Consider the following 19,632-nt stretch of genomic DNA (forward strand, 5'->3'; position numbering starts at 1 on the left):
GGTCGCCCCCCATGCGGGGGCGTGAGTTGAAACTGATGAACAGCTTCTTAAGACTATTGAATGGGAGGTCGCCCCCCATGCGGGGGCGTGAGTTGAAACAGCATCAACCGCGAATACCTGGGCTTGTCCGATGGGTCGCCCCCCATGCGGGGGCGTGAGTTGAAACGTACTTGCGCCGTAAGAACACCAGGGATTACGCGCGTCGCCCCCCATGCGGGGGCGTGAGTTGAAACAATCTGAAGGACCCGACCAAGATCATGGTCGGCACGTCGCCCCCCATGCGGGGGCGTGAGTTGAAACAGGAGCTCAATTTTTCGACGCGGATGCGTTCGGGTCGCCCCCCATGCGGGGGCGTGAGTTGAAACGACGACCGGTACCGCAATGGCCGCCAGACGGTGTCGCCCCCCATGCGGGGGCGTGAGTTGAAACAATTTCGGAGCGGTGGAGCGGAAGCCGGGCTCCGGTCGCCCCCCATGCGGGGGCGTGAGTTGAAACTGGTACAGCAGATACCCGAAGGTCTTACGTAGAGGTCGCCCCCCATGCGGGGGCGTGAGTTGAAACTTGGCCGCTCCAATCGATTTGCATATAGGGCAAAGTCGCCCCCCATGCGGGGGCGTGAGTTGAAACTTGTCGCGGACAGTTTCCTTCTCCCGGTCCCACGGTCGCCCCCCATGCGGGGGCGTGAGTTGAAACATCTGCGTCACATTGGCGAACCTGGCCGCCATGTCGCCCCCCATGCGGGGGCGTGAGTTGAAACCATCCGTCTCCCAAAAGCTCCGGACCAAGCCGCGTCGCCCCCCATGCGGGGGCGTGAGTTGAAACTAACCTGTTCGGCGATCTGGTCCACACGCCGGCTGGTCGCCCCCCATGCGGGGGCGTGAGTTGAAACCGCGTGCTGAAGGTGGTGTAACCGTGATCCGGGTCGCCCCCCATGCGGGGGCGTGAGTTGAAACGCCCAGGCATCCAGATCAGACTGCGCCTCCTCGTCGCCCCCCATGCGAGCGAAAAACACCCGGTTTTCTGAAAGAAAAAACTGGGTTGTATCGGTATTTTCCATGTCATGACCAAAAATTTGATTTTTGTTTCTTCATGAATTGGGCCTTATACAAAGGCTTCCACAAAGATTGACACGTGTTTTAACACGCGTTATCATATTATTGTCGAGGGGAGGAGGGGGAATGAAAAGTTTCAGCAGCAGGGAGATCATAAAGATTCTGGAGCAGGACGGCTGGTTTCTGCTGGGTGCCAGGGGAGATCACCACTACTTCAAGCACAAGACAAAGCCGGGAAAGATCACGGTTCCTCATCCTGAGAAAGATGTAGACCCCAAGACTGCCAAGAGCATTTTCAAGGCGGCGGGGCTGTAAGTTCCGCCCATTGAAGCAATACATTCTGTTCCCATGACGAAAGGAGGAATAGCTATGGCCAGTAGAGGAAACAAGGATATCCGCACATATCCGGCGATATTCTCCCGCAGCGGCAAAAATATAGCGGTTGAGTTCCCCGACCTTCCCGGATGCGCAACCTTCGGCACGTCGGAAGCTGAAGCGGTCGCACGTGCCAAAGAGGCTCTCGAAGGTTTCTTGTACTACTCGGAGCGTGACGGCGACGTTATCCCTGTCCCCACTCCTTTTGACAAGGTGCAGGTGCGCCCCGGAGAAGCCGTATCCCTCGTTACCGTTCGCATGGACATCGTCCGTGAAGAGGAAGCAAACAAAAGCGTCACGAAAAGCGTTACCCTCCCCAACTGGCTGAACAAGCTCGCTATGGAGGCCAAACTCAACTTTTCCGGAATACTCCAGGAGGGCTTGAAGAAAAAACTCGGCGTGTAGCCGCATGACAGCGCCCCTGCCCGGAAAATGTCCCGCAAGGGCGCTGTCTTTTCTGGAGAAGCTCAGTACTCCCTTTGTACGTCCGTCCTGTGTATAATACTCTGTACCAAAAAGTACACCCGAACAGCCGGCACACCCCCGGAGTGCGGAGGAGAGTCAGAGATGGCCGATTACAAAAGAAAAAACGAACTGCGGGAGCTGCTGGCGCCCTGCAATTACCAGGCGGAACCGGGCACCCCCCTGGCACTTTTCCTTGATTTCCTGGTTTCCGATGATCCGGAGACGGGAGCCCAGGCGTGCATCGACCGGGACATGAAACAGGGAGACTTCCGAACCCGCTCCCAGATACCGTCGCAGAGCTGCATCAGGTATGTCGCCCAGAGCCTGTACGCGGACCATGGAAAAAAGACCGTCACCCTCGAAACGATCCGCGAGAAGGTGAAAAACGCCTGCGGTCATCATTTTCTGGGGAATTTCGACCGGTATTGTGAACAGGCCGCTCCTTCAAAGGACACCGGCGAAGAATCCGCCACGTAGGTTCGGATTCTTCGCCGGAATATCGAAACGAGGAAAAACCGGATTGCCGCCAGTGTTTCAGGAGTCCTTCGTCACCAGCGAGACGCCGTTCAGCTTCTCAAAGTACTTCGCCACGCCGCCGTGGTCTGTATCCGGCCCCCAGTCCCGCACCACATCCTCCATCATGGCCAGAACGCTTTCGGTCAGCGGCATGGCCACGCCGTACTCCCGGCACGCGGTCATTACGTTTTTCAGATCCTTGACGTGGAGCCACATTTTTCCGCCGGGGGTATAGTCCCCGCTGAACATGCGCGGCGCCTTGTCCGTCATGCACTGGCTTCCGGCAAGGCCTCCCCGTATGGCCTGGAAGATTTTTCGCGGGTCCACCCCCGCCTTTTTTCCAAGACACATGGCCTCGCCCACTATGGCCATGTTGACGGCGACGATGCACTGGTTCGCCAGTTTGGTGATCTGCCCGGCGCCGGATCCGCCCACCAGGACGACGTCCCGCCCCATGGATTTCAGAATGGCGAGGCAGCGTTCGAAAACTGGTTCGTCTCCTCCGGCCATGATGGACAGCGTGCCGGATTCCGCCTTTTCCTGGCCTCCGCTGACCGGTGCGTCGAGCATGGCGGCGCCTTTTTTCCGAAGTTCCGAGGCTATCCGCACTGCCGTCACAGGATCGATGGAACTGGTATCGATGCAGACGCTCCCTTCGCGGACGGTCCGGAGAATGCCCTGTTCGCCCAGGTAGACCTCCTCCGCCTCGGGTGACCCCGGCAGCATGGTGATGATCACGTCGCTTTCTGCAGCCACCTCGGAGGGTGTCCGTACCACCCGGACGCCCCTGGCGGCAAACTCGCTCCGGGTTTCTTCGCTCCCGCTGCGGATGGTCATGGAATACCCCGCCTTGAGCAGGTTCAGCGCCATCCGCTTTCCCATGATCCCCAGGCCGATGAATCCGATCCGTTCTTTCGTCATGCCGTACCGTCCCTTCCCTGATGTAGTTCGCGCTCCGCACCGTCATTGTATCATCAGCGAAAGGACGCCGCGCAATAGATGAGGAGGCGGTACCTTCGGCTATGGCCAGGGATTGGCTAATCCCCATCCCTGAACCGCACTCCGGTGATCAGCTCCTGTATCCAGCCTCTCGACCCGCTGTAGGCCTCTTTCGGAAGCTGCACCCCGATAAAAAGCCCGTCATCTGCGAAAAGGGCGGCGACCAGCACCTGCCCGTCCCGGGTCTGGTAGATCCTGACCGGGACCTTTTTCCGGCCCGCGTCCATGACGACATCTCCAGCCGCTCTCCCTCCACGGGCCGCCGCCAGGTTGTCCCTGTACGCCTCTCCTTCAGGAGGAGCATTGAAAAGGTGAAGAACGACCACGGTCTTTTCTTTTCCGGCTATGCCATAGGTGGCGACTTCTCCCGAAGGGGCCGAAAATTCTGGCCTGGGAGCCCCGTCCTTTACTGCCCCCGGAGGAAGCGTTACGGTGAACCTTCCGTCAGGGGCACTGAATACCTCCTCATCCTCGAGCTCGGGAAGTCCGGGGCCGGCCGCTCCGGAAGGGGGCGCCGTCCCTTCCTGGGCAGCCGGGGTCTGGGGCGGGACCGGAAGGGGAGAGGAAGGCTTCATGGAGTCGAGTACCGCGTCAAAGACCGGCTTCAACTCCTCGAACCTGTCCGGGTGAGACGTCAGGAAGGCAAAATCGTAGACGGTCGGTGCGACTATTGTGGTTTCGTTCGGGGGAACGGCACTGACCGCAACGATGCACCATCGGAACATAACCTCGGTGTTTTCCTTCCGGGAGCGGAAATCGTGGATTATCGCATCGCTTCCGGCGACTTTTCGCCTGGCGGTGCCGACCGGGGTATAGTCGCCGTAGGTCTGGAAACTGTCCCGCACCTTTGAAGCAAGCACCGCTTCCAGGGCATCCCTTTTTTCCATGAGCGCGAAGAGCGCGGTTACTCCTGCCTTTTCATCCTTGCCGAAGGGGAAAAAGGACGCCAGGTATTGTCCGTCTGCTCCCGCATACCGGTATTTTGCCCCCATGGCATCCCCGGAGTCACTCCACCCTCCCGCAAGGGTCATTTTGAAGCCGTGTTCTTCCACCGTCCGGGGTTCGGCCTTCTTCACCTCCTGCACCGGGGGCTTCGGAACCGCCTGAATCGACGCAGTGACTTCACCGAAGGATCCCTTTACGGACGGGAAAAAGCTCGAAGTCGTGTTGAAAAAGAACGTGTAGGAGGCATTGCCGACCACGAGCACCACCACCCGGCCGGTGAAGGGAACGGGACTTTGAGGCGGGAAGTAGGTAAAATCATGGGCCACGGCGTCACTGACTCCGGCCGCAGAAACGGGAAAAGTACCCATGGGCTGATAGCCCTGAAGCCCCGCGGAGTTTTTCCTCAGCCCCTCTTCGAGCACCTGCCGGGCGCTGAGCACTGACGAAAGGGGTTCCTTCGAGAGGTACATTTCTCCGTAGGGCTTGCCCTGGTACATCAGCACGTAATAGGCCAGCGTTCCGGGCGCCGGGGCCTCTTTTTTCACCCAGCCGGAAGGCATGACGAACCGGATTTCGTCAGCCGACACCGGAGTCTGCGCCGAAGAGGGCCTTCCGCCCACAGCGGCTGCCAGCACAATCACTCCTAAAACCAGACAGGACAGCTTTTTCATCATTGCATTTCCCTTCTTCCTTTTTGCCGTCTTTCCCTTATTTTCCGAACAGCAGGAGAAGCGGCGCCAGCAGCAGAACCGCCGTCATTCCGCCGGGGGACAGTGCGGAGCACCCGCTGCTGTCCGAGGACGGGGCGAACTCGTAGGAGCCGATGTCATAGGCCGATCCCTGGGGCCTGGGGTACCCTCGCTGGTCGCTGGAAGGAGCACCCGCCGACGTCCCTTTGTCGATGGCCGAACTTCCCAGGAGCAGGGCGTGGGTTTTCGTGTAGCCGCCATTGTCCTTGAGGGTGCCGAGATTCGGGTTTCCGGTAAAAATGGAGGTCCCGCCGGTGTAGCCGTACCGCACCACGCAGTAGGACACCACCGGCATGGCATCGGTATCGTTCAGGATCTCTTTCCCCTCCTGCCCCGCATTGTTCCAGAAGATACAGTTCTTCACCACCGGAGCCCCGCCGCCGCTGTTCCTCATGCCTCCCGCGCTGTTGGCCGTATTGCCGGCGAAGGTACAGTTCACAATTGAGGGGGAGCAGTTGAAATTGAACATGCCCCCACCCGTAACAGCACTGTTCCCGGAAAACGTGCAGTTAGCTATCTTTGCGCTGCTGCTTGCTGCGTTGGTTATCGCGCCGCCCGGGCCTTCCTCCGCTGCATTTCCCTCAAAGGTACAGTTTGTTATCTCAGGGTTGCAGTTTCCCGAGTTTCCTATAGCCCCTCCGCCCCAAATACCCTTTTTCGAAATATTCCCCGAAAATGTGCAGTTGATTATGACAGGGCTGCAGTGATCCACATTGGCGATGGCTCCAACGTCTCTCTCTGCCTCGTTGCCGGTGAAGGTGCACCCGCTGATGGTGGGGCTGCTTCCGTCGTAATTGTGAATGGCTGCGGCGTCAGCAAGTACCTTGTTTCCGGAGAATGTACAGCTTACGAGTTCCGGGCTGCTGGCCTGGTTGTACATGCCTGCGCCTGTCCGGGACTTGTTTCCGGAAAAAACACAGTAACCGAACCGGAGGGAGCTTGAAACGTTGTAGACCGCCGCTCCGCTCCATTCCGCAAAGTTTCCGATGAAGGAGCAGTTTCGGATGACGGCATTGCTTCCCGTGTTGTACATGGCTCCCCCGTTCCGCTTGGAACCTCCGATGTTTTCCGGAAAGTCCGCGCTCCCGCCTGTGATGGTGAAGCCGTCCAGTATTCCCGTGTTGGGGGCGGCCGCGCCGAAGGAGCTCACCACGGTGTAGCTGTTCTGGCCTTTGATGCCCGCCGCCGTCTCCGTCACGCCGTCGCCGTTCACGGTGTCGTCTCCCGCCAGGTCTCCCGTGAGGACCGTCACGTTCTTCCGGAAGTCCCGCTGCCGCGTGTTGGTCTCTCCTCCGACAAAACCGCCGTAGAGGGTCACCCCGGACTTCAGGGCGAAGGAAGCCTCCCGGTTCGCGGGAACTCCCGCGCCCGGAAGGGAAGGACGGTACGTTCCCTTTGCGACCCAAATCTCGCTCCCCGCAGGCGTTCGCCCAGGACGTGCCGTTCCGCAGCCCCGCCCCGGCCTGGGTGACATGGATCACCGTCGCCGCTTCTCCGGGAGAGGCCGGCGGAAGAAAGACCCATGCCGCCGTGAGAACCGCCACCACCGCAAGAAAAACCCCGCAGACTTTCCATTGCATTTTCTCCGTCACGGCACACCCGCTCCTTTCCTGGCTTCCCGGTTTTCCGGAGCGCCCTTCCGCCTGGATGTTCCCCGTCTTCCCGCTGCCCCGGCGAGGGGGACGAGAAGAAACAGGGCTTCAATCCACGAGACTTCTCCCGCCGCACAGCCGCCTCCTCCTCCGGAACCGGAACGGGCGGCGCCGAAAACCACCTCGACATAATGGTCCCTTTCAAGGCCGGTGAAGGTATAGCCTGAGACAGGGCCTATGGAAACTTCGTCCACAAGAACGTCCCTCACCGCCTTCCCGGCGTCGGGAACGAAGGTCACCGTCAGGGATGCCCCCTCCATGAAGCTCCAGGTCTCCCCCATCCCGCTGGGAAACGACATCCCCTCCGTGCTGAACCTGAAGAGGCCGCCGAGGGACGCCCTGATGGTCAGCATTTTCCTTATGCCTGCCTCGTAGGCGCCCATGTCGTGACCGTTTTTCTGGGGCCTGGAGACGCCCCGCTGGTCCACCGAAGGGGAAAAGAATGCCTCTGCCGCGTCGATGGCGGAGCTTCCGGAAAGAAGGGCCATGGTCCTCGTCGGCCCGCCGTTCCACGCGAGAGAGCCGAGCTTCGGGTCCGAGCTGATGTTCCCCATTCCCGAATAGCCTCCCCTGACTACCGAGTCCGTCACTGTCGCGGACGCTCCCCCGGCGGACACGATCTCCGCCCCTGAGGGGTTCCAGAAAATGCAGTTCACGGCGGAGAAAGACCCGTCATAGGTATAGACTCCGGCGACCGTACTCCCCCCGTTCCCCGCCAGGGTGGGGCTTCTCATGGTGACGGTGCTCTGGAAATTGGCGGCGGCGCCCCCGCGGACTCCCCCGTTGCCTGAAAAAGTGCAGTTGATGACCACGGGGCTGCCCATGAGGTTGAGCATGCCCCCTCCCATATCTTTGGCAGTGTTTCCCCGGAAGAGGGACCGCCTGATCTCCGGTGAACTTCCGGAGTTGAGCATGCCGCCTCCGTGGTCGGAGGAGGCCGTGTTGCCCGAAAAGGTGCAGGCCGTAACCGCGGGGTTGCTCGAGGACGTGTTTCCCATGCCTCCGGCCCGTTTGGCCGTGTTCTCCGAGAAAATACATTCCGTGACTGCCGGGCTGCTGCCGGAATAGTTGTATACCCCTCCGCCGCTGTCCGACGCTGCATTTTCCGAAAAGAGAACCTTCGTCAGGGAAGGGCTGCTCGCAGAGTTGTACATGGCCGCGCCCATCCGGGCGGTGTTGCCGGAAAAGGATCCTCCGGAAAAGGATGTGGATGTGCCGTTCGTGTTATAGACGGCGCCTCCCGAGTCGGCCGAGTTCCCCGAAAAGTCGCAGTCCACCGCTTCTCCCTGGCAGATGTAGCTGTAGAGGGCGCCTCCATAGACCCTGGCCGAATTTCCCGAAAAGGAGCATTCCGTCATCTTCGGCGCGCTGTTCGTGGAGGCCATGGCCCCTCCTCCCTGCGAGAGGTCGTCGGCCCGGTTGTTCACGAAGGAACATCGCGTCATCTCGGGGGCGGAATTCAGGACGTTTGCCATGGCCCCTCCGTTTTTCACCGCGGTGTTTTGGGAGAAAACGCAGTCCGTGAGCACCGGAACGGCACTGTCGAAGTTGTGCATGCCCCCGCCGTCATTCGAGGCGTTTTTCGAGAAAACGCAGTCCGAGAGGACCGGACGGCCGGATCGGCTGTACATGCCCCCGCCGGTCTGGTACGCCGTGTTTTCAATAAAGGAGCACTCCGCGAGGAGGGGGTTTCCCGAATCGTCGTACATGCCGGCGCCGTTCCTGGACGTGTTTCCGGAAAAAATGCACGCCGTGAAAATCGGGCCGCCGGCCGTGGTGCAGAGCCCTCCTCCGCCCCAGTAGGCGTCGTTGCCGGTGAACGAACAGTACGTGATCGTGGGGGTGCTGTTGAGGGCGAAGAGCCCTCCCCCGTAGGAAGCGGAGTTGTCGGGGGCTCCGGCGGAATCTCCGTCCGCCTTCCCGCCCTAATGCTGAATCCGTCAAGGACGGCCGTGTGGGACACGCCGACGGCCTTCACCACCGAGTAGCTGTTGCTTCCCGCGATATGGGACGACTTCAGGGTCACCCCGTCGGCATTCACCGTGTCGTTCAGTTCGATGTCACCGGTAAGCACGGTGACGTTCGCTCCCGGGTTCCGTTGCTCCCTGGAGGCCTCCGTGCCCGCGAAGCCCCCGTAGAGGGCGACTCCCGTCTTCAGCTGGAAGGCCGCGCTTCTCGCTGCCGCCGGAGCGCCTCCCAGGCTCGTCACGGGCCGGTACCTGCCTCTGGCCACCCAGAACTCCGTCCCCGGAGGAGCCCCGTCGATGGCTCCCCGAAAACCTGCCTCGTCAAGGGCGTCAGCCCAGGAAGCGCCGCTTTTGTTCCCGGATCCGGTCCGGGTCACGTATTTCACAGCCCCTTCCGACATGCCGGAAAAAGTGGATAAAAAAGAGAATAAAACGATCAGGAAGGAAAGAAAGAGGATCACGCCGCACCTTTTGCGCCTGAATCCCGCCATGGCGATCACTCCGTTTCCGCTTCGCACTCACATGGGGTATCCGACCGGCCCGCCGCTTTTAATCTGAAGTTTCTGTTTTTACAGTATAGTATCCTTATGCTGTTTCGTAAATAACCCATCAGAACGGAATATTCCCCCGTTTTATGCTCCTTCCCTGAACACGCGCCCCGAAACCGCTCGGCGCGGCCCCGGGGCGCGAAAAAGGCGGATCGGGCTGTTCTGTTCCGGTTACTTCCGGAAGAGCAGAACCAGGGGAAGGGCCAGCAGAAGCATTCCGGGGAACGGGGCGCCCCGGACGCCGCATCCTCCTCCGCCTCCGCCGGACGAAACGGCCAGTTCAAAGGCCCCGATGTCGTACCCGCTGCCCTGGGGGCGGGACACCCCCCGCTGGTCCGTGGAGGGGGCGCCGGCGGCCTTCCCGGCGTCGATGGCTGAACTGCCCTGAAGAAGCGCACATGTGCGGGTAGGACCTCCGTTGCCGGCGAGGGGGCCTAGCTTCGGATCCCCGGCGATGATCGACGTCCCTCCGATGTACCCCCCCTGGACCACGCAATGGGACAGCACCGGAATCGAGGTCGCGTCATTGAATATTTCCCCTCCGGCGGCTGAACTCCAGAAGATGGAATTCGTCACTGCCGGACTGCTGTCCAGGTTCGCCATGTTGCCCCCTTGATTGGCGCCGTTGCCGTAAAATGTACTGTTCATTATCGTCGTCGAGGCAAGCCAGTAGTTGTTGATGCCGCCTCCCTGGCCGGAGGCCGTGTTGCCCGAGAAAGTGCAGTTTGTCACCGTCGGGGCATAGCCTATACAGAACATCCCTCCTCCATCGGAAGCGCTGTTCTCCGTGAAGGTGCTTGATGAAACCTTCGCTGAATTCGATGTATACATGCCGCCGCCCCGGTCAGAAGCCGTATTCTTTGAAAATGTACAGTTTTTCACTTCCGGAACGTGAGTGTTGGCGGCAGCCATGCCTCCTCCGTAGACGGCCTCGTTTTCAGTGAAAATGCATCCGTCCGCTACGGACGCACTGTTATCGGTGTACATGCCTCCGCCCCAGTCGGCTTTATTTCCGAAAAAGATGCAGTTCTCCAGGGTGGAGAATGAGTTTCTGCTGTAGAGCCCTCCGCCGCTCTGGCTGGAGAAGTTTCCCGCGAAAGTGCAGTTCCGTATCGCCACGGAGCTTGCCACGTCCATCATGCCGCCGCCCTCATCATTCAATGCATACCCCGCCGTGACGGTGAAACCGTCCAGCACTCCTCCCTGGCCATAGGCGTATAGCACCCTGATACTGTTGCCGTTCCCGGCGGCGTTGATGTCGGACGCTTTCCGGGTAACACCGTGGGCGTCCACCGTATCGTTGAAGTCCAGGTCGCCGGTCAGGACGGTGACGTTCGTCCTCCAGTTCCGCTGGTTCCTTGAGGTCTCCGTGCCCGTGAATCCGCCGTAGAGGGAAACACCGGGATCAAGGACAAAATACCAGGTCTTGTCCCCTGTCGTGGAAGGGCGGTACTTTCCCGCCGCCACCCAGAACTCGGTTCCCACAGGTGAATTGTTCAGATTCTGGCAGAATTCAGCCTCGCCGTAAGCGTCTTCCCATCTCGAGCCGTCTTTTGCCCCAGCCCCGTTCTGGGTGACGTAAATCACCGCCTCTGAGGCAGCGGGAAGCAATAACAGGAACGCAAAAAGAAAGACCAATGCCGCCGCACGGTACACCCCATCATTCCGATACCCTTTCACCACAGCGCACACCCCTTTTCTGGAAACCGGAAAAAACGCACCTTCCGATACCCCCATTCCGCCCGCGGCGTCCCCTCTTTCCAACCGGACAACTACTCGATTCGGGCTTTCTGTTTTTGGTGGACACTATGTTTATTTGCTCCGAAATCACCCCTTAAACCATAATGCCGGCGGTTCATTGATCTCACACAAAACGCCCCCATCCCCGCCCTAGTGGTCTTTTCATCAGGCAGGGGCCTCTTCCCGCTACTTCCTGATAATAAGGAACATCGGAAGAATCAGCAGGAGCACTCCGGGGAACGGAGTGCCCCAGATGCCGCATCCCCCGCCTCCTCCTCCGGAGGAAACCGCAAGTTCGTAGGCCCCGATGTCGTACCCGCTGCCCTGGGGGCGGGACACCCCCCTCTGGTCCGTGGAGGGGGCGCCTGCGGAGGTCCCCCTGTCGAGGGCCGAGCTTCCCGGGAGAAGGGCGTGGGTCAGGGTCAGTCCCCCGTTGTCGGCCAGGGGGCCAAGCTTCGGATCGGCGGTGATGATCGACGACCCCGAGGGAAATCCTCCCCGGACCACTGACCGGGTAACCACGGCTACCGCGCTGTTTTCCACGATTTCGTTTCCTCCCCCGTCATTCCAGAAAATGCAGTTTTTCACTTCCGGAGTTCCGTTGTAAACACGGAGCCCGCTGCCGACATCCGCAGCATTGCCGGAAAAAGTGCAGTTGATGACTTTTGCGGCCTGGCCGTCGTTATACATTCCGCCGCCGTAATAGGCCCTGTTGCCCGAAAAGGTGCAGTTCGTCAGCACAGGAGAACTCAGTTCCGTGAAAAGCCCTCCTCCGTCGCCCCAGGACGCCCCGTCGAAGGCCCTGTTCCCGGAAAAAGTGGAGGATGACACCCTGACGTCAGAATTCCTGAGGGAGAGTCCTCCGGCCCGGTAGAGCCCTAGGTTGTCAGAAAAAGTGCAGTCCTCGAGGACCATCTCGTCGCTGTCCACGAGATGCATTCCGCCGCCCCGGCCCGAAGTGTTTCCCGAAAAGTAGCAGTTTGTCACCCGTGAACCGCTGATGGACCCGAAAATACCGCCTCCCCTTGAGTCGGCGAAATTCCCGATAAACGAGGAGTTCCGGATCACCGCGCTGCTGTTCACGGCGTACATGCCCCCGCCGTTTTTCTGGAATTCGGTTCCACCGCTGTTGGAGGCATCTCCGCCGGTAATGACGACCCCGTCCAGGATGGCCGTCGAATTCACGTTTTCAGCCACCACCACCGTGTAGCTGTTGTTCCCGTTGATGGCCGTCGTCACGCCGTTTCCGTCCCTGGTGTCGTTTTCGTCGATGTCCCCTGTCAGAACGGTGATGTTCGCCCGGGGATTCCGCTGGCCCCTGGTAACCTCGTTGCCAGCGAAGCCTCCGTAGATGGACGTGCCCGAGGCAAGGTAGAATGCGGCGTCCCTGTTTCCTGCCGCCCCCGGGGCATAGACGCCTGCGGCCAGCCAGAATTCTGTGTCGACAGGCATCATGGCGTGGTTGATCCGGAAGTCTTCGACACTGAAGGCTTTCTCCCAGGAATCTCCGTCCCTGGGGGCAATCCCCCCGTTCACCGTGACTCTCTTCACCGCCCCTTCGGCGAAAGACGTGAAGGCCAGTAGACATGAAAACACTGCCAGAAGCAGCACGACAATCCTCTTTCTTTCGTTTTCCATTCCGATCTCTCCTTTCGCAGTTTCCGCCGAAGCCGTAAAAAAGCCGCCGGCTTCACCATGAGGAAAGAAATGCTCTTGAACTGAAGAATAAATTGTCTGTATCGTTTTTGTAAATAGGGTGAGACAAACCTCTTTACCGGGAAAAAGCATCGCTCAAAACCGGTCTCTGCATGGATTTTTGATGAGGCGGAAAAAAGAGGGGTACGGGGAACTCACCCCTGTGATTCCTTTAGCTCACGCTGCTTCGTCCGGGAGATACAAAAAAAGCCCCGGAACCGCTCGGCGGCTCCGGGGCTTCCGGTTCTATCTGCGGTCAGCGGGAAAACCGCGGAAAGCAGTCCAGCTCTCCCTTCGACAGGATGCCTCCGGCGAAGACGAAGAGAGGTGAGGTCTCCCCCACGACACTGCCATCGGCCCCCGAGATGTCCCGGTCGAGGACGGTGACATCGGCGGCGTATCCCGGAGCGAGCCTGCCGGAGAAGGTTCCCCGCCCGATGGCCCGCCAGGGGTTGGAGGTGAAGAGGGGCAGCGCCTCCTCCAGGGAAAGCCGTTCTTCCGGGCGGAAGGCAGGTTCCCCGCCGCTGCCCGCACGGTCCAGGAGGTGCCGGACGGAGAGCCAGGGATTCACCGACTCCACCGGGGCATCGCTGGACGCGGAAATGACGAGCCCCTCGTTCAGAAGGGACCGCCATCCGTAGGCCCAGGCCAGCCGCTCCCTGCCCAGGCGGCTTTCCGCCATGTTCATGTCGCTGGGGACGAAGGCGGGCTGGATGTCGCAGAAGAGCCCCAGGGCGGCGAGTCTGCGGCGCTGGTCAGGGCGGCAGACCATCACGTGGTTGATCCTGTCCCGGAGAGCCGGAACGCCGAATTCTCCGTCCACGGCCTCGATGCACCGGAGCCCCTGGTCGAGGGCCCGGTCGCCGATGGCGTGGAGCATGGTCTGGACTCCCCGCCGCCTGGCCTCCCGGAGCAGCTCCAGCACGTCACCGTCGGACCAGTTGAGACGTCCCTCTTCCCACGAGTCGTCGGAATAGGGAGCCGAGAGGGCCGCCGTCCTTCCCCCGAGGCTTCCGTCGAGGTAGATCTTGAGCCCCTGGTAATGGACCCAGCCGTCGCCCAGGCCCGAGGGCAGAACAGGGTAGGAGTGGCTGTCGTGGTAGGTGAAGATCCGGAGGGGCAGGGCTCCTTCGTCCCGGAGCTCCCCGTAGAGGGACAGGTCTTCCTCCATGCCGTAGTCGTCCGCGCCGCAGGGATGGGCGCAGGTGACCCCGTGGGAGGCAAGCTCGAAAAGGGCCTTCTTCAGGGCTTCTTTCATGGCGGGGCGGGAGAACACGTTCCGCTCCATGGCCCTGAGGGCGGGGATGGCCTCCCGTTCCGGCAGAACCCCGTCGGCGCTTTCCAGCCCCGAGAGGACCAGGGCCTTGCTGTCCGCCACGTTCAGGTGGGTGCACACCCTCTGGAGAAGCACGGGGTTCGGAATGCCGAGCCCGTCGAGATCTTTCTTTGTCACTGAGCGGCCTTCGGGCCAGCGGCTATCGTTGTAGCCCCATCCCCGTACCCACCTGTCAGGGGGGAGCTTTTCCGACTCGGCCCTTACCATGGCAAGGGCTTCCGCCAGGGAGCGGGCGGAAGAAAGGTCCAGCAGAGCTTTCTGTTTCGCCCAGGTGGTGAGGTGGATGTGGCCGTCGGTGAATCCTGGAAGGACCGACTCCCCCGACAGCCGAAGGACAGCGCAGGAAGCAGGGGCCGCCGCCAGGACGTCATCCTCGGGCCCAGCGGCGGCGATGATCCCTTCGGTGAGAAGCAGCGCCTCTCCCCGGAGGAATTTTTTCCCGTTCCAGAGAGTTCCTCCGGCAATGAGCAGACTGTTCATGAAAATCCTCCCGGCATGGATGATGAGCTTCATTTCAGATCATTATAGAGCCCGCGGCCGAAAAAGGCCTCTCCCTTGATGTTTTTTTACACTTCTTCCCGGTGGGTTCTATTGCAGGCCCGGCAAAAGAGTGCTATTCTTTCCAAAAGGCGCCCTATCCTTTAAATTATTTATGATTAGGATAGTGTGTCAAATATATTTTTATTATTTTGCAATATTATCCCTCGAAAAGTAGACGCAAGAGTTCTATTCGGGCTTCTTCACCGTTCATCCGGTGATAATCATCACATCTCAGGAGGGTTTCATTTTATGAAAAAGCTGTTCGCTGTCACCGCACTTGTCGCTCTTGTCGTTCTTTCTTCCGCCGTCGCCTTTGCCGGCACCTATGCCATGGAAAAGGCCGGAATCCAGTTCACTCTTCCCGACACGTGGCAGCCCGCCGACTCCAATCTCGGAACCATGTTCGTGTCCCCGAAGGGCGACATGATCGCCTTCTTCGGCGAAGTGGACGGCGAAGAAGGGCTCGACGGAGCCCTTGCCATGGTGGACGAGATCGTTGAGGGAGTCATGACCGACGTGGAATACGAGGATGCGAAGGAAACGGAAATCAACGGCATTCCCGCCGTGACCATCGACGGGGCCGGAAAAAGCGACGGTGCCGATGCCGTTGTGAGCGTGGCCGTGCTTCAGGGTGAAGGCGACTTTCTCGGCCTCATCGTATGCTTCGGTGAAGCCGGCGCCCCCCAGAACAACGCTGCCGACATGCAGGCTCTCTTTGGTTCCCTGACGGCCGTAAAGTAATCTGTCCATACCTGATTGAAAGGGAAGGAGCGGGCATCCGCTCCTTCCCTTTTTATTTTTCCCCTGAAATCACGGGGAGTGTTTCCAGGTCCTCCAGCCCCATGCCCGAATGCCTGTCCTTCCGGGGATGCCACTCCTTCTCCCCGAGCAGGGCCGCCGGCAGAAGGAGTCTTCGGCCCGCTTCACCGTTGAGCCGGTCCGCCGCCCTGGAGAGGGCCGCCCCCCGGTCTTCTCTTTTCCCGAAGAGAGAGAGCTGCACCGTCCCGGCGGAGGAGAGGCTTCCCAGGCAGACCTCGGCCTTCTCGTAATCGTGCCCTTCCCGGTAGATGGACGAAAGGGCCCCCGCCGCAGCCCGTATGAGGGTGATGTCGCTGTCGGTGGGATTTTCAAGGGCCACTTCCGCCCTGGCCCCGAAGAAGGATCCCCGGAAGCGGCTGGTGGAGATGCTCACCGAAAGGCTCCCCGCGAGGGAGTTCTGGGAGCGGAGACGCCGTCCCGCCGTTAAGGTGAACTCCGTCACCGCCTCGGCAAGGGATTCCCTGTCCCGGACCGGGACGGCGAAGGACCGGGAGGACTGGATGGACTTCTGGGGCTTTTCCTGCTCCTCTATGGGAAAACACCGTATCCCCCGGAGTTCCCACGCCGTCCTGAGCCCCCGGATCCCTAGGTGCTTCTCCAGGCGGTCGTCGGGGGCATCCCGCAGGCGGAGGGCCGTGGAGATGCCCCGCCTGCGGAGAAAATCGCTCCAGCGCCGGCCGATCCCCCACACATCCTCCACGGGAACCTCCCGGAGAAGATCGTCCCACGGCTCGCCGGGCAGGAGGGCGAACCCGCCCCCCGTCTCGGGGCGCTTCTTGGCCCGCTCGGCCGCAAGCTTCGCCGCCGTCTTCGTCGGGGCCGCCCCCACGGAGACGGGAATGCCCGTCTCCGTGAGGACCACCGCCCGGATGTCCCGGGCCCACTCCTCCGGCTTCTTTTTCCCCTCAGGGGGAACCTCCAGAAAAGCCTCGTCCACGGAGTAGACTTCCATGGAAGGGACAAACCTCCGGAGGCACGCCATGACCCGGGCTGACACTTCCTCGTAGAGCCGGAAATTGCTGGAAAACACCGCTGCGCCGTGACGTTCCAGAAAGGAGCGCACCCTGAAGTAGGGCTCCCCCATCTTCACCCCGAGGGCCTTGACCTCGTTGGAGCGGGAGATGACCACACCGTCGTTGCTGGAGAGAACCACCACGGGACGCCCCTCCAGGTCGGGACGGAAGAGCCGTTCGCAGGAGACGAAAAAGTTGTTGCAGTCACAGAGGGCCAACAGATCGGCGCAGGACTTCAGGACGGCTCCCGGATGACCCACGTCACCACCCCCCACACCCTGGACGAATCGAACCTGGAGTCCAGGGTGGCGAGCCGGAGCCCTCTTTCTGTGGAAAGGATGGCCTTCCGTCCCTCCGCGGGGGGAACGGCCCGGTCCACCACGAGGATGGACCCGGGGGCGTCGGCGGACCGGAGAAGAAAGGTGGAGGACGGACGGGGAAGAAGCATGTCCAGAAGGCGCCCGGCGGCGCTGCCCTGAATCTCGTTGCTTCGCGTCATGTGGACGGCCATGGATTACACTCTCCTTCAGGATATTTTGGTGTATAATGATCACTGAAAGTATTCGTAGGCCAGTATAAATACATACACACAGAAAGTCAATATGCTAAAATATAAACCCTAAGAAATCATTTCTTTTTTCTTCTTCCTGCCCTTTTATTCAGCAAATAGTGGAAATACAGGAAATCGGCAGATAAAATGAGTCTCAAGACCCAGACCGTAACTAGTCTCCGGCTCATGGAGTATGATATCTTTACCCGGCTGGCCCATGACAGAATCAAGTGTCCCATTCCGGAACACCGGGAGGAAGAAAGGCATGAACGGACTGACCCACACAAACGGCGGAGACGCCGCCGTTGCATCGGAGGCCGAATTCGCTTCCCCGCCGCCGTGGATCCTTCTCTCCTCCGGCTCTCCCTTCTTTGAGGACGGAGACGCCCTTCTGGACCGCATCATCCCGGAAGACAGGCAGCGCATCCTCGCCGAGGGAAACCGGGCTGCCGCAGTCAACGGCCGGGTGATCCTGGAATATTCCATGGACATTCCCTCCCTCGGAACCGTTCCGGTCCAGGAGTTCAGGTGCTGCTTCCCGGGCGGGTTCAGGAGCCTTTTCGTGGCGGCGCAAGGGTTCCGCCGGAATGAAGCGTTCCCCTGCAGAAACGTGTGCAGCCAGAACCTGGTCCCCGTCTACCGGGCGGACCGGAATTTCGAGCGGATCCTGGACTGCAATCCACCCTTCGCCCGCCTTTTCGGCTTCGAAGAACCGGAAGAGTTCCTATCCTCCCTCTGGGCCCGGAACCCCTTCTTTTCCCACGCGGCCCGCGAAATGACCCTTGCCCGGTTCGACGGCGGCTTTCTCGACCGATTCGAGGTCATGTTCCGTCGGAAGGACGGCACATCCTTCTGGGGGGAGCTTTCCGCGGTGATCTCCCCCGACGGGGGATACGCCGGAGGGAGGCTGACGGACATCACCGAACGCAGGAGGGAGGATCTGCTCCTCCAGGAACGGAACTCCGCCCTCTCCATGCTCGGCGAGATCTCGGCGGACCTGATGGAGGACCTGGACATGGACGTCCTTCTCCAGAAAATCCTCGACTACGCCGCCACTTACATGAACACCGAGCACGGAGCCATCTCCTTCGCGGACCATCCCAGGGGAGAACGGTATATCCGGTGGGCCCGGGGTCCCCTCCTCACCCGGTGGATCGGGAAGCGGATCCCTCTCTCCAGGGGGCTCGGCGCCCGGGTGCTTGCCTCGGAAAAATCCATGGTCGTCCCCGACTACAAAACCTACGAAAACCGCCTCCCCGACAGGGACTTCGACATCCTCTCCACCACGGTGGGCGTCCCGCTCCGGTGGAAGAACCACACCTTCGGTTACCTCTCAACGTATTACGAGGGTCCTCCCAGGGAGATCAGCGGTTCAAAGGTGGAGTACCTTGAACGGTTCGCTTTCCTGGCCTCCATGGCCCTCCGGAATGCCGGACTCTACGAGGACGCCCGGCGGGAGCTGGAGGAGCGGCGCAGACTGGAAAAAGAACTCGTGAAGGCCCGGGAGGCTGCGGAACAGGCAAGCGCTGCGAAAGGCGAGTATCTCGCCAGGATAAGCCACGAAATCCGCAATCCCCTGAATGTGCTGGCGGGCATCTCCGACCGCCTTCTCGAAACCTGCCGCGATAAGGGAACAGCGGAAGGCCTCCGTCTGATGGAAAAGGCGAAAAACCATATCCTCCAGGTTCTGAACGACATCCTGGACCTCTCGAAGATCGAGGCGGGACGGATGAACGTTACGGTGGCCCCCTTTTCTCCGGGAGAACTCGCCGGGGAATGCGCGGCCCTCTTCTCTCCCCAGGCGGAGCTGAAGGAACTGACGTTCAGCACAGAGGTAAATCCTGATGTTCCGGAGTACACCCTCGGAGACCCCCTCCGCATCCGGCAGATCCTGTTCAACCTCCTGGGCAACGCCGTGAAGTTCACCTCCCGGGGAGGCGTCTCCCTTTCCTTGACCGAAGCCCGTGACGTCCCCGGTTCTCCCCGGCTGCTCTTCACCGTCTCCGACACGGGACCGGGAATCGACCCGGAGCGGATGGAAAGCATTTTCGAGCCCTACACCCAGGGAGGGCGCCCGTCTTCCGGAGAATCCGGGGGAACGGGGCTCGGCCTTTCCATCAGCAGGCGCATCGCCCGGCTCCTGGGGGGAGAGCTGACCGCGGACAGCGCCCCGGGAAAGGGCGCCGTCTTCACCCTGTCACTCCCTCTCCTTCAGGACGGACCCAACGAAAAGGACGTCCCGAAGGGGAAGGAAAAGACTCCGCCCCTGCCGGAACGGCTGACCGTCCTCGCCGCCGACGACCACCCGGTGAACCGTGCCCTCCTGTCGAAAATGCTCTCCCGGCCCGGCTGGCAGGTGATCCTCGCGTCGGACGGCAGGGAAGCCCTGGAGCTGGCGGAAAAACATACGCCCGACGTGATCCTCCTCGACCTGGAAATGCCCGTCCTGGACGGACTGGAAACCGCCCGGGCCCTCAGGGACGAAAACCCCGGAGATGTTCGGCCCTTCATCCTCGGCCTCACGGGCCACGATCCGGACAGGGCCCTTCCCCTCTGCCGCAGGGCCGGCATGGACGGATGCCTCACAAAGCCCTTCACTCCAGAAGACATCCTCGGCGAGATCGCCCGGAGGTTCGGGCGGGACGGGTAACCGGTCATCCCGGACCTCCCC

The 19,632-nt window shown here is 60.8% G+C and carries 15 protein-coding genes and 1 CRISPR repeat array; of the genes, 6 read left to right on the forward strand and 9 right to left on the reverse strand.

The window, feature by feature from the left end:
- The first annotated feature begins 1 nt into the window (after position 1).
- Positions 2 to 953: direct repeats of the CRISPR family, unit length 32 nt; unit sequence GTCGCCCCCCATGCGGGGGCGTGAGTTGAAAC.
- Positions 954 to 1,178: 225 nt separating this feature from the next.
- From C8D99_RS06675 to C8D99_RS06685, 3 genes are all read left to right on the forward strand, one after another.
- Complete coding sequence (locus tag C8D99_RS06675; RefSeq protein ID WP_133957362.1) at positions 1,179 to 1,367, forward strand: type II toxin-antitoxin system HicA family toxin; 189 nt, start codon at positions 1,179 to 1,181, stop codon at positions 1,365 to 1,367.
- A gap of 54 nt (positions 1,368 to 1,421) precedes the next feature.
- Positions 1,422 to 1,832: a type II toxin-antitoxin system HicB family antitoxin gene (locus tag C8D99_RS06680; protein WP_133957363.1), complete on the forward strand. Its 411-nt coding sequence runs from the start codon at positions 1,422 to 1,424 to the stop codon at positions 1,830 to 1,832.
- Between the two features lie 162 nt (positions 1,833 to 1,994).
- Positions 1,995 to 2,369 carry a hypothetical protein gene (locus C8D99_RS06685; RefSeq protein ID WP_133957364.1) on the forward strand — a complete coding sequence of 125 codons (375 nt, stop codon included), beginning with the start codon at positions 1,995 to 1,997 and terminating at the stop codon, positions 2,367 to 2,369.
- A gap of 57 nt (positions 2,370 to 2,426) precedes the next feature.
- Here the strand turns inward: C8D99_RS06685 and C8D99_RS06690 are convergent, their stop codons facing one another.
- The 4 genes from C8D99_RS06690 to C8D99_RS06705 all read right to left on the reverse strand — a co-directional run bounded on the left by C8D99_RS06690 (position 2,427) and on the right by C8D99_RS06705 (position 8,462).
- Positions 2,427 to 3,329: an NAD(P)-binding domain-containing protein gene (locus C8D99_RS06690; RefSeq protein ID WP_133957365.1), complete on the reverse strand. Its 903-nt coding sequence runs from the start codon at positions 3,327 to 3,329 to the stop codon at positions 2,427 to 2,429.
- A 116-nt stretch (positions 3,330 to 3,445) separates the two neighbouring features.
- Positions 3,446 to 4,993 carry a hypothetical protein gene (locus C8D99_RS06695; RefSeq protein ID WP_208321114.1) on the reverse strand — a complete coding sequence of 516 codons (1,548 nt, stop codon included), beginning with the start codon at positions 4,991 to 4,993 and terminating at the stop codon, positions 3,446 to 3,448.
- Between the two features lie 67 nt (positions 4,994 to 5,060).
- Positions 5,061 to 6,575, reverse strand: coding sequence for a right-handed parallel beta-helix repeat-containing protein (locus tag C8D99_RS06700; protein ID WP_133957367.1), 1,515 nt, complete (start codon positions 6,573 to 6,575; stop codon positions 5,061 to 5,063).
- 114 nt (positions 6,576 to 6,689) lie between these two features.
- Entirely contained in the window at positions 6,690 to 8,462 is a 1,773-nt protein-coding gene (locus tag C8D99_RS06705) for a right-handed parallel beta-helix repeat-containing protein (protein WP_133957368.1), read from the reverse strand.
- A 555-nt stretch (positions 8,463 to 9,017) separates the two neighbouring features.
- On the opposite strand from C8D99_RS06705, the gene C8D99_RS06710 reads away from it, so the two are divergent.
- Entirely contained in the window at positions 9,018 to 9,278 is a 261-nt protein-coding gene (locus C8D99_RS06710) for a hypothetical protein (RefSeq protein ID WP_133957369.1), read from the forward strand.
- 161 nt (positions 9,279 to 9,439) lie between these two features.
- Here the strand turns inward: C8D99_RS06710 and C8D99_RS06715 are convergent, their stop codons facing one another.
- The 3 genes from C8D99_RS06715 to C8D99_RS06725 all read right to left on the reverse strand — a co-directional run bounded on the left by C8D99_RS06715 (position 9,440) and on the right by C8D99_RS06725 (position 14,519).
- Positions 9,440 to 10,906, reverse strand: a complete 1,467-nt coding sequence (locus tag C8D99_RS06715; protein WP_208321115.1) for a right-handed parallel beta-helix repeat-containing protein — start codon at positions 10,904 to 10,906, stop codon at positions 9,440 to 9,442.
- Between the two features lie 288 nt (positions 10,907 to 11,194).
- Entirely contained in the window at positions 11,195 to 12,646 is a 1,452-nt protein-coding gene (locus tag C8D99_RS06720) for a right-handed parallel beta-helix repeat-containing protein (RefSeq protein ID WP_133957371.1), read from the reverse strand.
- Positions 12,647 to 12,959: 313 nt separating this feature from the next.
- Positions 12,960 to 14,519 carry an amidohydrolase gene (locus C8D99_RS06725; RefSeq protein WP_166670054.1) on the reverse strand — a complete coding sequence of 520 codons (1,560 nt, stop codon included), beginning with the start codon at positions 14,517 to 14,519 and terminating at the stop codon, positions 12,960 to 12,962.
- Between the two features lie 309 nt (positions 14,520 to 14,828).
- On the opposite strand from C8D99_RS06725, the gene C8D99_RS06730 reads away from it, so the two are divergent.
- Positions 14,829 to 15,320, forward strand: a complete 492-nt coding sequence (locus C8D99_RS06730; protein WP_133957373.1) for a hypothetical protein — start codon at positions 14,829 to 14,831, stop codon at positions 15,318 to 15,320.
- A gap of 52 nt (positions 15,321 to 15,372) precedes the next feature.
- Here the strand turns inward: C8D99_RS06730 and C8D99_RS06735 are convergent, their stop codons facing one another.
- On the reverse strand, positions 15,373 to 16,671 hold the full coding sequence (locus C8D99_RS06735) for a Y-family DNA polymerase (RefSeq protein WP_133957374.1): 1,299 nt from the start codon (positions 16,669 to 16,671) through the stop codon (positions 15,373 to 15,375).
- Positions 16,647 to 16,922 carry a LexA family transcriptional regulator gene (locus C8D99_RS06740; RefSeq protein ID WP_133957375.1) on the reverse strand — a complete coding sequence of 92 codons (276 nt, stop codon included), beginning with the start codon at positions 16,920 to 16,922 and terminating at the stop codon, positions 16,647 to 16,649. The genes C8D99_RS06735 and C8D99_RS06740 overlap by 25 nt, the downstream gene beginning before the upstream one ends.
- A gap of 304 nt (positions 16,923 to 17,226) precedes the next feature.
- On the opposite strand from C8D99_RS06740, the gene C8D99_RS06745 reads away from it, so the two are divergent.
- On the forward strand, positions 17,227 to 19,611 hold the full coding sequence (locus C8D99_RS06745; RefSeq protein ID WP_166670055.1) for an ATP-binding protein: 2,385 nt from the start codon (positions 17,227 to 17,229) through the stop codon (positions 19,609 to 19,611).
- Positions 19,612 to 19,632: the final 21 nt, after the last annotated feature.

The sequence above is a fragment of the Aminivibrio pyruvatiphilus genome (genome assembly GCF_004366815.1).
GTDB classification, from domain to species: domain Bacteria; phylum Synergistota; class Synergistia; order Synergistales; family Aminobacteriaceae; genus Aminivibrio; species Aminivibrio pyruvatiphilus.